This window comes from Paraburkholderia sp. Ac-20340 (assembly GCF_017104965.1).
Taxonomy (GTDB): Bacteria; Pseudomonadota; Gammaproteobacteria; order Burkholderiales; family Burkholderiaceae; genus Paraburkholderia.
The window spans coordinates 23073-38102 of sequence record NZ_JAAGPR010000024.1 but is presented as its reverse complement, the minus strand read 5'-3'; the positions used below and the strand labels follow the sequence as shown (position 1 = coordinate 38102).

13 protein-coding genes are annotated in these 15030 nt (G+C 61.8%); 5 read left to right on the top strand and 8 right to left on the bottom strand.

Annotated elements, in window-relative coordinates; genetic code table 11:
- Positions 1-3: 3 nt before the first annotated feature.
- A complete protein-coding gene (locus G3N59_RS25355; RefSeq protein WP_205985562.1) occupies positions 4-3186 on the top strand; it encodes an LPD7 domain-containing protein in 3183 nt (1060 codons plus the stop codon).
- A 1-nt stretch (position 3187) separates the two neighbouring features.
- Positions 3188-3691 (top strand): PH domain-containing protein, encoded by a 504-nt coding sequence (locus G3N59_RS25350; protein WP_346777929.1) that lies wholly within the window; start codon positions 3188-3190, stop codon positions 3689-3691.
- Positions 3692-4953: 1262 nt separating this feature from the next.
- Here the strand turns inward: G3N59_RS25350 and G3N59_RS25345 are convergent.
- The gene (locus tag G3N59_RS25345) at positions 4954-5790 is read right to left on the bottom strand and encodes a hypothetical protein (RefSeq protein WP_205985560.1); all 837 of its coding nucleotides are present in this window, start codon (positions 5788-5790) and stop codon (positions 4954-4956) included.
- A gap of 187 nt (positions 5791-5977) precedes the next feature.
- On the opposite strand from G3N59_RS25345, the gene G3N59_RS25340 reads away from it, so the two are divergent.
- Positions 5978-6463, top strand: a complete 486-nt coding sequence (locus G3N59_RS25340; RefSeq protein WP_205985559.1) for a MarR family winged helix-turn-helix transcriptional regulator — start codon at positions 5978-5980, stop codon at positions 6461-6463.
- A 21-nt stretch (positions 6464-6484) separates the two neighbouring features.
- Here G3N59_RS25340 and G3N59_RS25335 read toward each other — a convergent pair whose 3' ends face one another.
- Positions 6485-7273, bottom strand: coding sequence for an SDR family NAD(P)-dependent oxidoreductase (locus tag G3N59_RS25335; protein WP_205985558.1), 789 nt, complete (start codon positions 7271-7273; stop codon positions 6485-6487).
- A gap of 152 nt (positions 7274-7425) precedes the next feature.
- Between G3N59_RS25335 and G3N59_RS25330 the strand changes: the two genes are divergently transcribed.
- On the top strand, positions 7426-8748 hold the full coding sequence (locus G3N59_RS25330; RefSeq protein WP_241024081.1) for an MFS transporter: 1323 nt from the start codon (positions 7426-7428) through the stop codon (positions 8746-8748).
- Positions 8745-9527 (top strand): SDR family NAD(P)-dependent oxidoreductase, encoded by a 783-nt coding sequence (locus G3N59_RS25325; RefSeq protein WP_205985556.1) that lies wholly within the window; start codon positions 8745-8747, stop codon positions 9525-9527. Before G3N59_RS25330 ends, G3N59_RS25325 begins: the two co-directional genes overlap by 4 nt.
- Positions 9528-9652: 125 nt before the next feature.
- Here G3N59_RS25325 and G3N59_RS25320 read toward each other — a convergent pair whose 3' ends face one another.
- From G3N59_RS25320 to G3N59_RS25295, 6 genes are all read right to left on the bottom strand, one after another.
- The gene (locus tag G3N59_RS25320) at positions 9653-10750 is read right to left on the bottom strand and encodes a porin (protein ID WP_205985555.1); all 1098 of its coding nucleotides are present in this window, start codon (positions 10748-10750) and stop codon (positions 9653-9655) included.
- A gap of 197 nt (positions 10751-10947) precedes the next feature.
- Positions 10948-11703, bottom strand: coding sequence for an SDR family oxidoreductase (locus tag G3N59_RS25315; protein ID WP_205985554.1), 756 nt, complete (start codon positions 11701-11703; stop codon positions 10948-10950).
- A gap of 14 nt (positions 11704-11717) precedes the next feature.
- On the bottom strand, positions 11718-12176 hold the full coding sequence (locus tag G3N59_RS25310) for a 2,4'-dihydroxyacetophenone dioxygenase family protein (protein ID WP_205985553.1): 459 nt from the start codon (positions 12174-12176) through the stop codon (positions 11718-11720).
- An 82-nt stretch (positions 12177-12258) separates the two neighbouring features.
- On the bottom strand, positions 12259-13029 hold the full coding sequence (locus G3N59_RS25305) for a glucose 1-dehydrogenase (RefSeq protein WP_205985552.1): 771 nt from the start codon (positions 13027-13029) through the stop codon (positions 12259-12261).
- Positions 13030-13116: 87 nt separating this feature from the next.
- On the bottom strand, positions 13117-13701 hold the full coding sequence (locus G3N59_RS25300) for a hypothetical protein (RefSeq protein ID WP_205985551.1): 585 nt from the start codon (positions 13699-13701) through the stop codon (positions 13117-13119).
- A gap of 150 nt (positions 13702-13851) precedes the next feature.
- Positions 13852-14796: an AraC family transcriptional regulator gene (locus G3N59_RS25295; protein WP_205985550.1), complete on the bottom strand. Its 945-nt coding sequence runs from the start codon at positions 14794-14796 to the stop codon at positions 13852-13854.
- Positions 14797-15030 lie beyond the last annotated feature (234 nt).

Here is a 15030-nt window from a genome sequence, read left to right as displayed (position 1 = left end):
GCGATGCTTATCCGGGTCCGAGGTCATCACGGCGGCATCAAGGAGTATCTGGAAAAAGGCCAGAAACAGGACCGCGAGTTCGAGCGCGACGAGATGGACGAACGTGTGATTCTCGCTGGCGATCTTGACCTGACCCACGCCGTCATCGAATCGATGGATACGGATGCCGAGCGCTATCTCACCGTCACCTTGTCGTTCAAGGAAGACGAGGTGTCACGTACCGTTCTCCAGGAGATCGTGCGCGAGTTCGAGGCGTTCGCGTTTTCCGCCTACCGGCGCGACGAATACGCCTTCTATGCGGAAGCACATGTGCCGCGCATCAAGAGCTACGCGGACCGCCGCAGCGGTGAGCTCGTCGAGCGCAAGGTGCATGTACACGTGGTGATTCCGGAGACGAACCTGTTGACCGGGCAAAGGCTGGAGCCGTTTGGCAAGGTCGACCGGAACAGCCGCTTTATCGACGCATTCCAGGAGCATATCAACGCGAAGTACGGACTAGCGAGTCCGAAGGACCACCGCCGGACACAGTTCACGGACGCGTCGGAGATGATCAGCCGGTACAAGGGCGACATTTTCCAGCCGATGAACCGGGAACTGAAGGCCCAGATTCTCGAAGCGATGATTGCGGCGAACGTCACGCATTACGAGGACTTCCAGACGCTGCTCGCCGGGTTCGGCGAGACCCGAACACGCAATGCCGGGCGCGACGAGGCCTACGAAAACGTCAAGCCGCCCGGCGCCGACAAGGGTGTGAACCTGAAGGAATTTGTGTTCTCGCGCGAATTCATCGAGCTTGATGCGACGGCCAAGCGCGAGGCGCTGCAGCATAACGTGCACGCCGACTATATCGAACCGGGTGTTCCGCGTGCCACGCCCCGGCCGTATCTCGACGCGCTCGCGGCCTGGCATGACAGCCGTGCACGGGAGCTCAAGTATCTCAACAGCGGCAGCAGCTTCTACAAGACGTATCAGGCCGCGTCGCCAGACGAACAGCGGCGCATTCTCGAGCACCGCGAGAAGCGGTTCTATGACGCAGCAGGAGGATTTCATGAGCACCCACGACGAGACGATCGAAGGCGTGGATCCGGAGACTGGCGAGATTCATGGCATGAGCGACAACCCTGGTGGCCCGGACGGCAAGAGCAGCGCGAGCGGGAGCGGCAAGGGCACGAAGCCGCGCAGCACGAAACCCCAGGGCGGTGGCGACACGGAGCGGATCACGACTTTGACGCTCGCTTCGATCGAGCCCGCGCGACGGCCGGCTCCTCACACCGTGTGCGAAGTGTGCCCGGCGGCGGTCTGGATGGCGACGCCGCGCGACGTCAAATGCTTCTGCCGGCTGATGCATTACTGGAGCTGGGAAACCAGCAAGCCGACCGAATTGACGCATTGCGATGGACTGGCGATCGCGGCCGAACGGGAAGAGAGCAGCCCGGCCTGAATGCGCGATGGCGCGAAGGTGCGGAACGCGATTTCGATGCTGGGCACGATTACCCGCTGCCGTACTGGGATGGTCCGTGGCCAGATGCGCACGCCGGTGACACGCCCGTGCTCGATGCGATTGCGGCGCGCATGTACGCGGCGTGGGACACGGGCGATGACGCTGCCCGGGCCCGCCTCGCTGCGACGGCCGCCGATAAGTTCATGGGCGCCGGCCGACCGTTTGATGACCCGCCGCGGCTGCGCGAGGCGTTCGGCCTGAATCCCGCCTTCGGGGGCGGACGGCTGCCGCCTGGCTTTGGTGCGCACGATGAGGTCCGTAGTCTCACGGACGTCCAGTCGCTCGATGCCATCGGTTCGCTGCCGTTCGACGAAACCATGCCTGCGGGCGGGGATGTCGCTGCGGAGCCGTTCAATGTCCCGGCCCGTGCTTCCACCGGCCGCCCAGCCGATACCCTTCGAGACCAGCTTGCGCGGGACCTGGTGCATCAGCGCACCATGCGCCGCGCGCGCGAACGCGAGGAATTTGCGCAGATCCGCATCGAGCTCGATGCAACCCGTCTGCTCGCCGCGCTGGCGCACTCGCACGGACTGATCGTTGAAAAGTACACCATCGGCAAGGGCGAAGATGGTGGCGACCGCATCCGGGCCGGTTCCCGCAACCTCAACGTCTCGGACTTTCTGACGAAGGAGATGGCGCTCTCATGGGAAGACGCAGCGCAGTTGCTGCGCGAGACGTACCGCGCGCAGACGGGTCTCAGCCCCGAGCATGCACCGCGCCGCACTCCCGAGCGCGACCTGTGGGGCGAATTCCTGCAGTGGCGGTCGGCATACCGCGAAGGCCTGCGCCGGGCATGGGATGAGCAGACGCAACAGGAGAAGGCGCGTCGTGTAGCGATCAAAAGCTCCTTTTACGAGGCGCGCAGTGCGTCCGCCGATCGCCCTGACATGTCTTCGGGCGAACGCCGCGAGCGACTGTCGGCAGCGCGTGTGATGCGCCTCGAGGCAGAGGCGGCGCTGCGCGAGCGCATCCGCCGAGAGCGGGCGGCGCTCAAGGGCGCAGCGCGGCGGCCGATCGGAGAGCAGTACCAAGGCTTCCTGCAGGAGCGTGCGCAGGCCGGGGACGAACGGGCGCTGCGCGAGTTGCGGCGAATGCAGCATTTCCGCCTGCAGTCACAGCGCGCCGAAGAGGAGCATTCGCTCGCGCTCGCTGGGTCGCGGGATGGCGTACGCGGCGCCACCCAGCCGCACAACGAAATCCTTTGGAGCGGACCGTCGATCACGTACGAGGTGCGAGCGAACGGTGACGTGGACTACCGGAAAGACGGTGCGGCGCTGCTCGTTGACGAGGGCCGCTCGCTGCGATTGTGGGACAGCGAGCGCGACGCAATCGAGATCGCGCTACGCTTTGCCCAGCAGAAGTTCGGGTCCACGCTGTCCCTGTCGGGGCCCGAAGAGTTCCAGGCGGCCGCAGCGCGCGTGGCGGCCGACCTGCGCATGCATGTCGTGTTCGAGCAGCCGGAAACCGAGCGCATGCGCCAGGTCCGTCTTGCGGAGCTTGATACCGAGGCGCAGGAGCGGCGCGCGGCACAGCGTGAGCGTGACGCATGGGAACGCGTGCAGATGCGGGATGCCGTGCGCCATCCGTCGCCGGACGGCGTTGATCGTGCCGCCACACCAGACCCGGATACGATGCCGCCCGCCGGGACGGACGCACCCGACAGCGAGCCGGAACCTGAAACCTGATGTGATTTTCAGCGGCACGCCGTCGCAGATCGTAAACCTGGCGACCTTCATCAAGAGCCTCGCTGCGGTGGTTATCGTGATCGTGGGATACCAGTACGCGATCGCACGCGTGGCGGTGCCGTGGTATGTGCCCGCGGCTCTGTTGCTTTTGATCGCTGGTGGCGCTGCTATCGAGTACCTGAAGACCGCGTTTACGCACATCACCATCGACACGGCGCACATCACCATCGACACGGCGCGCATCACCTGCAGGCAGGGCATCCTCAACAAGCGGGTGGAGAGCCTGGAGCTGTTCCGCGTGCAAGACGTAACGTCGCTGCACCCGTGGTGGCAGCGGCCGTTCGGCATCGGAACAGTAATTGCGCTCACCAGCGACTCTAACAATCCACACTGGCGACTTCCCGGTATGCGCAATGCCGAGCAGTTGCGGCAGGATCTGAATATCGCGGCGATTGCGCTGCGCGACGCGAAGGGCATCCGCGAAGTCAACATGGGTCGGGTCTAGGGCGCGCGATCAGACCGTGGCGCAAGTGCGCGAGCAGAGCGCCGCCCGCAGGCAATTTGAGTTCGCGATGGCCTGCAGGGAGGCAAGGTGCAACTAACCGTCAAGCATTTTCACGACTCGCGCCGCACCGGGCACCTTCGTCGACCCTGATTCCGGTGTCGTTCAGCACGTAGTGATAGTTGCGATGTGGCTTCGAAAGATGTTGGCCAAGTCGGCACGCCAGCCAACCAAAGCATTTTGACAACATGAATTTGCCCTCCATGTCGGAAGTATAAAGTTGGACCTAAATTTAGGATTCCAGACGAAAATTCGCTAATTGGTAGTTATGTCGCATACTTAATACGATCTTGTAGATAAAAGTCACGCACGTTGGTTTAAGCAAATTTGTTCCCGTTTTGTAGGTAATTTTGTTCTCTAGCGGCCTTGTGAGCCTTCCGATGTGTCGTGCTCGTCGGTCACCTGCTCGGTGAGTCGGGGCACTTCATGCTGCCGGGCAAAGCCGATATATCACGAGCACGGCTGCTCCGATCCGGTCATGATCGCCCCGGTGTTGCCGCACACTTCGTCAGGTAAGGCTTGCAGTTCGAAGCGCTTGGCGGAAGTGAGCAGCTCACGTCGAGGAATTCTTGTTGGTCTCGACGTCGCTCTTTTGTTTCCTGGTCCAGTCGCGTCTTGGTGAAGCGCCCGCTCGGTGTCGAAAAGGATACAAAATTGCTTGACCTGTCGGCCGAAGGAACAATTTCGCCTGAACTTCTTGCAAGCAATTTTGTTCCCGATGGCTGTTGTAACCACTAATTTCCGACCGTCTCGCGGTAACGAAATTGCTTGCACCGACGCCCGCCTTTTGCACCGTTCGTCTCGCAGGAATTGACCTGCAACTTCGCTCGATGAGCAGACCAATGCAAACCATCAAAGTCGTTTGTCGCTGTGCACGAGCGATGGCCGATAGCAAAGAGTGCAGTCGTTCCAAGATCGTGCGCCCACTCAACGGCAGGTTGTGGCCGGCTCCGCCTTACGCATTGCGCTGAACCAGCGGCATCGAAGTAGGGTGGCCGACCGAGTACGACCCTCAACCATCACTCGACCCGGTGATGCTTTGATGGCAGCTAGCTGGGGCGGATTCAACCGGTCGATGCAATAGTTATCTGGAACCGTTCAGCCGGCGTTTCGTAATCCAGTGTCTTCCTCGGGCGCTCGGCCGAAGCGGGCCTTGATCGATAGGATTTTGTCGGTGCAGATCCGCGGACATCAGACCGTTTCCGTCAATCCGGCTCTATATGGGCTGGCGCGCGATTGGCAAAGCGCAACGGGTCGCCGTGCCCCGACGTAAATCCGTAGAGCTCGGGAGATACGGGCCCATCCTCCCACGTGGAAGGGCCGTCCGCCCATACCATCACACTCGCGCCGAATCGGGACACATAGCTAACCTGCGTTTCGGGTTCGAGGACGATGAAATCGCCGGTCTTTGCCGTCGAGTTAACGCCGCGTGAGGCGAGCGTCAGATCACCTGCGAGCACATACATATCGACTACCGCGCCGAGTCGATGTGCAGGCACCTTTGTGCCCGGCAGCAACATCATGTGTGTCATGCGGCGATTCACACGCGTGTGCGCGTAGTCGTACACCAGCCGGCGCGTGAGTCCGGCTACGCGTGTGCCGCTCGCCTGAACGGCTTCGAGCGTGATGCTCAGGTCGGGCAAATGTTCTGGGAACTCGTTCTCGAAATCGGTGTGCCGGTTGCCGGCATGCAAGCTGTGCGTGACGTCGGCGCCATAGGCAACGGGCCCCTCCATGCGCCCGACGGTAAGCGTAGGCTGGTACGCAATGGCGTCGTGCGTCGAGCCCGCAAAGTTTACGCCGAGCTGGCCTGCGCCCGTGGTGCCCTGGAAGTCGGTGAGCGATCCGGAGAGGAAATAGCTAAACGCGGTGCCGAGATGTTGATGTACGCCTGTGCGCGCCAGCGCGTCGAACGACATGTAGCCAAACGAATGACCGGTCCTGTCGTCGCGTCGCACGATCTTCTGGGCGAGTCCGCTTTTACCCACGCTTTGCCACGGCGTGCTCGATACATCGAACACATACACGCCGGCCTCGCGCATGGCACTGGCGCGGTGAGTGGGTTCGCTTGGTGCATTCATTTTCGTCTCCAGAAGCTCTCTCGATGATGTTGGGGTATTTATTATCATTTGATATCATATTGGCCGAGCGCTGGACTGGCGTCAACGGATATTTTCTCTGGCGTGCTCCGCACGCATAATCATCCACTTCGAATCGCCCGATCCCGCCATGCAATTCAAGGAACTTCCTGCGTACCAGATCCGCCGTGTAGCCGAATCGATTCTCGAGATGGCCGAGGAGCTTTTCGCGCTGCACCTCGAAATACGCGTGCTGGACTGGCGCGTGCTGGTCAAGTTGGCAGACACGCCAGGCAGCATCCCGACTGAAATCGGCCGGGACATGCTAATGACGCCCGTACAGACGGGGCGCAGCCTGCTCAGGCTGCGCGAACTCGGTCTCGTAATTGCCGTGCCCGATCCTGAGGACGGCCGCGCTACACGCTATACGCTGACTCAGCCTGGCCGGGTAAGTCAGGAGACCGGCATGAAGATCGTGCTCGCCGTGCAGGACTTCGCGCTGCGCGATCTGAGCGCGGTGGAGCGGGTCGCACTCGACGGCCTGCTCGGCAGGTTGATGAGCAGCACGAGTTACACGAGCGCCGATGTCGAGCGGGTGTCGGCGCAACTGTTTGGCGGCAAGCGGAGCAGCGCCTGAGCGGCCCCCGCCTCGTCCGCGTTACTGGCGCGCGCGCCGGTACGCTTCGTACGATGAACCCGTGACAAGTGACAGGCCGCCGTCGATATCGAGCGAAGTGCCCGTGATCATCCTTGCGGCGGGGCTCCCGAGAAAGAGGATCGACTCAGCGATGTCCTCGGGTTCGAGCCATGCGCCCAGTGGCACCATGGCAGCCACTTTTTGCCGGTCCTCTTCGCTGGTCGCGTTCTTCGTCATCGCCGTCAGGACGGGCCCCGGGCAGACGGCATTCACGCGAATGCCGTCGCCGGCCAGTTCGAACGCTGCGTGGCGGGTGAGTCCGAGGATGCCTGCCTTCGCGGCCGTGTAAGCCACACCGCCGGTATATGACACCCGTTTCGACGCCAGCGAGGCGACATTGACGACGGCGCGTCCCGTGCCGGCCTTAAGCAGCGGCACCATTTGCTGGATGCAGTAAAAACTGCCCGAGAGATTCACCGAGAGCACACGCTCCCATTCATCGGCTGTCGTGTTTTCGAGTAGCCCCCGCGAGACGATGCCCGCGCTGTTGACCAGCAGGTCGACGGACGGGGTAACTTGCGAGATCGCGTCGACCGAGCACCTGACCGACGCTTCGTCGCCGATATCGAGCGCGAAGGGAAAAAGCGCAAGGCCGTCCGCTTCGAACTGCGCGCGCCTATCCTCGAGCGCCTGTCCATCGCGATCGAGTGCGACGATGCGTGCGCCGCGGCGTGCGGCGGTGAGCGCGGTTGCGTGGCCGATGCCGCTGGCAGCGCCGGTGATCGCCACTGTCATTCCGTTGAAATCCATGTCGTCTCCTGTGCATGTCACGTGCTCTCCTGATGCCCCCGGGCCAGGGATAGTCCTGGCGCAAAAGATCGGGACATCGTCGAGGTACACGCATATATTATCAAATGATAGTAAATTGATCCACGCAACGAATGCGTGGCAACGGAGACCCCATGAGCGATGCCCTTGAAAGCCCTGTACCCGCGTCCGCCGCCCGAGCGACGGACGCGAGGACCTTCTGGCGCCTGATCCCCATCATTCTGCTGAGCCTGATCGTCAATCAGCTCGACAAGGTGAACGTCGCCTTTGCCAGGCTGCAGATGGCGCCCGATATCGGGTTGTCGAATACGGCGTATGGCCTGGGCGCGGGCATCTTCTTCATCGGCTATTGTCTGTTCGAGATCCCGAGCAACATGATCCTCCACCGCGTTGGCGCGCGCGTATGGATTACGCGCATCCTCATCACGTGGGGCGTTCTGTCGGCATGCACGATGTTCGTGACGGGGCCGCGCTCGTTTTACGCGTTGCGCTTCTTTCTGGGTGTCGCGGAAGCGGGCTTCGCGCCGGGCGTGATGCTTTACGTCAGCCAGTGGTTTCCGGCGCGCACGCGCGGGCGCATCATCGCGATCTTCATGACGGCACTCCCCATTTCGGGCGTCATAGGCAGTCCGCTGTCCGCATGGTTGATGACGTCCGCACCCGGCGCGATGTCCTTGAGCGGCTGGCAGTGGATGTTTGTGTGCGAGGGCTTGCCGGCGGTATTGTGCGGCGTGGCGTTCTGGCTTCTCGTGCCGGACACGATAGACGACGCGGCCTGGATCACGGGCACGGAAAAATCGGCACTGAAGGCCGAGGTCGGCGTGGGTGCTCACCATTCGGGCAGCTTCGCGAGCGGGCTCTCCGACTTGCGTGTCTGGCTGCTTTGCCTCGTATATTTCGCGTTCGTCGCTGCGCTCTATGGCGTGAGCTTCTGGCTGCCAACGTTGATCAAGGCGTTGGGCTACACGGGCATTCGCGAGATCGGCTCGATGACCGCCGTGCCGTATGCCGCTGCCGTTGTGACGATGCTCATTCTTGCGTGGAGTTCGGATCGAACTGGCGAACGGCGCAAACATCTCGCGGTCGCCGCACTGCTCGGTGCGGTGGGGCTCATTCTAAGCGTGCTGTTGCGCGCAAGCCCGACATGGTCTTTCATAGCCTTGATCATCGCAATGGCGGGTATCGTCACTACGATCCCGCTGTTCTGGAATCTGCCCACGGCTTTTCTCAAAGGGGCGGGCGCGGCTACCGGATTCGCGCTTATCACGTCAATCGGCAATCTATCTGGCTTTGTCGCTCCATTTCTCGTCGGCATGGTGACAGATGCAACCGGCAATACGGCGCTTGCCATGTACGCGCTTGCTGGCGTCGCAGTGTTCGGCGCGGTTCTGGTCTTTCTCATCCCTGGGGCGCTGGTCGAGCACCGCCGGTCCATGCGTCTGGAGGCGGCACAATGAAAAACACCTCACAGGAGAACGCGATACAGGCTCGCGTCGCGCTCGTCACGGGCGGCGCGAACGGCATCGGGGCTGCGATTTCGTCACGCCTCGCCGCAGACGGGATAACGGTTGTCGTCGCAGATATCGACCTCAATGCCGCGCAAGCGCTGGTACGTGAGATCGAGGGGCAACGCGGTAACGCCTTTGCCGTCCAACTGGATGTATCGGACGCTGCTTCGATCAAACGCGCTTTCGACACCGTCGAGCGCGCCCAAGCACGCTGCGATATTCTCGTCAGCAATGCTGGCATTGCGGGCGTAGCGTCATTCGTCGAATGTTCGCTGGAAAACTGGGAGCGGGTGCAAAAAGTCAACGTGACCGGCCCCATGTTGTGCGGTCAGTACGCAGCACGGCTAATGGCGCGTCACGGCTGGGGGCGCATCGTCAATATCGGTTCGATCAGCGGCGTGAGGGCCGGATTCGGACGCACGGCGTATGGGACGTCGAAAGCGGCATTGATCGGACTGACGCGCCAGATGGCGATCGAACTGGCGGAGCAGGGGATCACAGCAAACTGTGTGGCGCCAGGCCCGATCGAAACGCCGCTCACGCGCGCGCATCATTCGGCCGAAACCCGTGAGTCGTATCGGCGGACCGTGCCAATGCGCCGCTACGGGACGCCTGCCGAGATCGCTGAGATGACGGCGTTCCTGTGCTCGGACCACGCGTCGTATGTCACCGGTCAGGTGCTGGCCGTCGATGGCGGCTTTCTCGCCGCGGGCATTCTGGAAGTCTAAGCGCGCTGCGCAATGCGATTTCCAGCACAGATGCAGATTGACGGAACGCGAACCCCATGCGGTTGAGGTATCGAATCGATATGCCGGGTTGCTACCCCGGCATTCTCAATCAACAGTTTCTCTCGTCAGAACATGTGTCGCAGACCCACATTGGCCCCGACAGTCGTGCCTGGTGCGCCATATAGTGTGCTTGACGTGCTCACTGAGAGTCCTGTATGCATGGTGCCATGGTTGTTGACGACTCCAATCTGGGAGTAGACCGTCGTTTGTTTGGACAGGTAGTATTCTGCGCCCATCGCACCCAGTATGGAATGGTCATCGGATGTATCGCGATTGCGCGTTACCCACACCCCGGCATTGAGGTTGAGTGTGGGGAGCACAAAGTCATCGAGTCCTGCTGAATAGACTGTTTCATTGAACGACCCTGCGACATTGAATGTGGTCACGGACGCTTTGGTCGTGAGTTCTCCCCAGCGATAGACAATGCCGGCCGTGCGCCCCACGAACGCGAGCGTCGTTGGCGTAGGCGTTTGCACGGTGCCGCCGCTATTGCCATTGAAGTATGCCGCGTCGATCGTCAACGGTCCGCTGGTCCAGGTCAGGCTGGCCGAATACTGGCGTCCCGCCTTGAAGTCGCCAGCCGCGCCGCCCAGGGCGATCAAGGCGCTGCCGGTGAAACCAGCCAGTGTCGGCGTCGTGTATGACACCGCATTGGACGTGAAGATCGACGTCCCGAGCACGGCGTCAGCATACGTGACCAGCCCACTGGCGAACTGGGAGAAGTTGCGGGCGTCCGACGCGACGATGGCCCAAAAGAACGGTGAATATTGGAGCCCCGCCTTGACTTCGCCCCAGTTCGCGGAAACGCTCATCCACGCCTGTCGGCCGAACAGGTTGCCGTTGGAGTTGTTCAGCCCGCCGTTGGCGACGTCGATGCCGCTCTCAAGGTTGAAGTTGGCCTTCATTCCGCCGCCCAGGTCCTCCGTCCCCTTGATACCGAAGCGCGACGCACTCATGCCGCTGTCACGCATCAGCCACTGTTTGCCTTGTGTCGCGCCGGTGCTCGAATCGAAAGTCTTGCTGGTGTAGACGATGCCAGCGTCCACGATGCCGTAGAGCGTGACGTTGCTTTGGGCATACGCATTAGCGCCGGCCAGCAAACCAATTGGAATAGCCGATGCATAAGCGTACCGAAGGCGGGCCTTGCGATGTAGGGATGGCATGCGTTGTCTCCAGAACCTTGTTTTCGTGGCTGTTGTTGTATGACGGCTGCCAATGCGCCCGCGCGATGTTTCTCGCGTTCGTCGCGCACGCAACCGGCCAGCGCCTAGAATGGGCACTGGCCAAAACTCGTTGCTGAGGAGGTAGCCGTTAACTCCGTACAGGTTCCAGAGTCAACGGACAGACTTGCGGCGGGAGACTACGTTGCTGTATATCCGCCGTCGACGAGATAAAGCGAGCCAGTCACGAATCGCGCGTCATCGCTGCCGAGGTAGGCCACGGCCGCCGCGATGTCGTCCGGTGTGGCTGTACCGGTCAACGCGTGGCGATCGGCCAGGGAGTCCCACGTGCTGTCATCCGGCAGGCTCGCCGCCGTAAATCCGGTGCGTACGAATGATGGCCCGACCGCGTTGATGCGCAGGCCGGCACGGCCATAATCGAGGGCGGCACCCTTGGTGAGGCCAACGACAGCGTGTTTGCTAGCGACATAAGGCGCAATTGACGGCATGGCGACGCAGCCCATGATGGATGCGATGTTGACAATCGCGCCATGACCCTGCTTGAGCATATGAGGAATCTGCGCGCGCATGCCATGGAACACGCTCGAGACGTTGACGGTCATGACGCGGTTCCACATTGCCACGGGATATTCGGCGAGAGGGGTCATGTCGCCGCCCATGCCGGCGTTATTGACCGCGACATCGATCTGCCCGAACTCGTCGACCACACGCGCGACCTGACGCTCGAAAGCTTCGGCGTCGGTCACGTCAAGTTCGAACGGACGCACATCAAACCCCAGTTCGCGGAGTTGCGTGCAGGTGGTTTCTAGTCGGGCCGCATCGATATCCATGGCCGCGACGTGCGCTCCCTCGCTCGCGAAACGGCGGCACATAGCCGACCCGAGTCCACCGGCGGCGCCGGTGACAAGCACTGCCTTGCTGGCGTAGCGTTGCATGATGGGGCGCCTCCTCAGCAATGGACGTTATCGGCAACGCCGTGCGTGCGCGCCATATCGAGCATGCTGCGCGAGTCGACGATGCCGGCAACTCTGCCGTCGTCCGCGAGGCCGGCAATGGGGCCTTCAAAAACGCAGAACAGCACACAGCCGCCGTCGGTCTTGGGCTGGTGGATGTCGCCGGCCGGTTCGTACATGTAATCGCCGGTGTAGCCGATGTTCCCTTTGTCGTAGTAGATGTCGCCTGAGAGCACGATCAGTTCGATCGCGCCGAGATGATGGTGAACGGGCGCCTTGGTACCTGGCGCCACGCGCAGCAGGCAGGTAAAGCCGCCGCTACGCTGATTCACGCTCAGCAGCTTGTATTCGACGCCTTCCATCACCCACGGCTTCCACGCAAGGCTTTCCAGGTTTTCGAATAGCGGGTAGGGCAAAGTGATGCGGGCGTGCGCAGCACTATCTTCGGACTGCATATCAATAGATTCATGCAACATGATGCGTCTCCTGATGTTGTGATCGTGTCTTGCGAGGGACTGCGTTTAGAGGTTCAACCGTTCAGGCGGTCGTGCCGCCGTCGGCCGTATAGATCGCACCGTTGACGAACGCCGCTTCGTCGGACAGAAGCCAGCTCACCAGATTGGCGACCTCTGAGGGCTGGCCAAAGCGGCCCAGCGGAATGAGCGAAACCAGTTGCTCGTGCACGGCCGCCGCGTTGCCGGGCGCCCATTGCTCCTCCAGACTTTCGATCATGCGCGTCGCGATCTGTCCCGGCGCGACGGCATTCACACGCACGCCACGCGGCCCGGCTTCGAGTGCTGCGCTACGCGTGAGTCCAACGACGGCGTGCTTGCTCGCGACGTACGCAGACAGCTTCGGCACGCCGCGCAAGCCCGCCTGGCTGGCCATATTGACGATGGCGCCGTGTCCTTGCGCGTACATGTGGGGCAGAACAGCGCGCATGCCGTGGTAGACGCTGCCGACATTAACCTTGATGACGCGCTGGAATTGTTCCGGCTCGCTCTCTTCGAGCGTTGTCGCGCGCCCTTCGATGCCGGCGTTGCAATGCAGATAGTCAATTCGGCCAAAGCGTTCGAGCGTAGCGTCGACGTAGCGGCGCACGCCGGCTTCCGTGGCGGCGTCGGCGCGCAGCGGCAGACAGCGTGCACCAATCTCATGCGCGAGCGCATTGACGGCCAGTTCGTCCAGATCGACGGCAACGATCTTCAGGCCGCGTGCTGCAAGGCGTTTCACCGTAGCGGCGCCGATACCGCTCCCGGCGCCGGTCACGATGGCGACTTCGGCGCCGCTCGTGTTCAAAACGTCCATGACTTTCTCCTTGATGTTCCGATAGGTGGTCATCGCTCCCCCGGCGCGAAAGCCGATGAGCGTGAGCAAGAGGCGGGCGGTGGACGCCTAGCGCGGCTGCAGCGAAGTCGATCCGTAGGTGTAGTCGACGAGCTGGGTGTCACGTACGGCGTCGTTGTCTTTCGCCATGTAGTAATGCAGCCTGGCGTCGCCCACGACGGCCAGCGCGCCATCAGGCATGTAGCCGCCAATCGGGCCATCGAAGATTGCGAGCATCAGGCAGCCGCTGTCGCTCGCAAACGGCTGGTGGACGGTTCCGGCTGTCTCGACGGTGAAGGTGTGAGGGCGGCCGCGATCGTCGTGCTGCATGCCGTTCAGCGTCATGGTGCCGTCGCCGTAGTAGAAACCGCCTTCGAGGATATAGACCTGCAGATTGCCAATATGCCAGTGGGACGTTGCCTGGATGTGCGGATCGACCTGGAGCAGGATAGTGAACTGCCCAGTTGCGAGATTGCAGTAGAGCAACTTGAAGCGCGTGCCGGGCATGAGCCAGTCGGTCCACGGTGTGCCTCTCGGGTCGTGGAAGTCGAGTCGTCCTTCTTTTGGGGTGTTGCCTGGACTGGCCATCCAGTACGTGGCGGTGCGGGGTGGCGCCGTGGCGGCGCGCAGGGCTTGGTCGCTGTCTACGCTCATGGGGTGTCTCCATTTTGTCGTTTACCGTACGGTGTCAACGTCGGCATTTCGACCTTAAGACAAGACCCTTGGCGTAGGTTTATCTACCCGCAGATACCGCAAGATCCCTGCGCATTTGAGCAAGAAAACGGAAGCGCCACCCGCGCGCATTTAATTGGCGCGGTCGCGTCGGTAGTCAATTGGGCTCTTGCCGTGCGACGCCTTGAACGAGGCTGAGAAGTGCCGCCCGCTCGTGAAGCCGACTGCCTGTGCGATAGCCTTGATCGGTAGATCACGGTTGGCAAGCATGTCAGCGGCCGCTGCAATTCGCTTGTCGAGTACAAATCGATAAGGAGACGAGCCTGTCGCTTCCTTAAAGCGGCGCGCGAAGTGGTACTCGGACAGACAAGCCACGTCTGCGAGCTCCTTAAGCGTCATCGCTCGCGAGATGTTTGCTTGAATATAGTCGAGCACAGCGCGAAGACGGCGTGGGGCGATCGCCGGGGACGGCTGGCATGCCGTCAGCGCGCCGGGACGCCCGTGCCAGCGTAGTAGATGACCGACGAGTGCATTCTGCGACTGCGACAACAGCAAGGAATCGACGTTGTTGCCATAGAGCTCGCATTCAACGGCGATCATCTTGAAGAAGCCCGAGAGCCACGGATCATGCACGGCGAAAAACGAGGTGACCTCCGAGCGCGGAGGGTATAGCTCCTCCGCACAATTGGCGATCAGGGATGGCTCCAGATAGACGTGCAAGACCCGGCATTCTCCATGCACATCCCAGACCGTACCGTCGCACGGAATGAACGTCACGGTACCGACGACGGACCGCGTGCCAGCAAGCTTCCCGTCTTCGTATTTGTCGACGCAGGTCGTGCCGCTCTCGTGATAGCAGAGAATGTTCTGTGCCGCACCAGCGACTGCGAGCCGGCAGTCTTCGTGTTGCCAGCGCGCGGCAAACACGGAATCGCCTTTACCTCGGAGCAGCGCGAGCGGCCCGGAACCGTTGGCGCTCGCAATGAGATCAGGACCGAATTGTCCGCCAGGCTTGTGATCGTGCATCATTCCGGGCACCGGGGCGCTGGGCTCCAGGTTGGTGAAAATGCGGGCCAAGGGGCCACGCTGGATTGTCCGCCGGGATGAGGGTCAGGGGGACACCATTCACCGACCATTTGGTCGGTTATTTTTCGAGGCTAACTGTGCTGCGCGTGCAAGGAAACCGGAACTAACCCTAGGGGAATACTTTGTGCTTGTCAGTGTGAGAACTGTCGATGGGGCGCTCGAAGGGCATGTCCGTAGGAAGCGGGCGGTTGCGCGACAGGATTGCTTACGCGGAGTCTGGACGGT